Annotated in this window: 1 protein-coding gene; it reads right to left on the reverse strand. The window is 78.9% G+C overall.

Going from position 1 to position 214, the window contains the following annotated elements; genetic code table 11:
• On the reverse strand, positions 1–197 hold a 197-nt coding region (locus RT91_RS21155), incomplete at its 3' end, for a hypothetical protein (RefSeq protein WP_205409008.1).
• Positions 198–214 lie beyond the last annotated feature (17 nt).

A 214-nucleotide genomic window follows, 5' to 3' on the forward strand; every position in this document is an offset into this window, starting at 1 on the left:
GCGCCGGTGGCGCCCGTTGCGCCGGTGGCACCKGTGGCACCGGTGGCGCCTGTGGCACCCATCGCGCCGGTGGCTCCGGTTGCGCCTGTGGCACCCATCGCGCCGGTGGCGCCCGTGGCACCCGTCGCGCCGGTGGCACCCGTCGCGCCCGTGGCACCTGTGGCACCTGTGGCACCCGTGGCGCCTGTGGCACCCATCGCGCCGGTGGCTCCGG

The organism is Acidiphilium sp. JA12-A1, from assembly GCF_000724705.2.
GTDB lineage: Bacteria > Pseudomonadota > Alphaproteobacteria > Acetobacterales > Acetobacteraceae > Acidiphilium > Acidiphilium multivorum.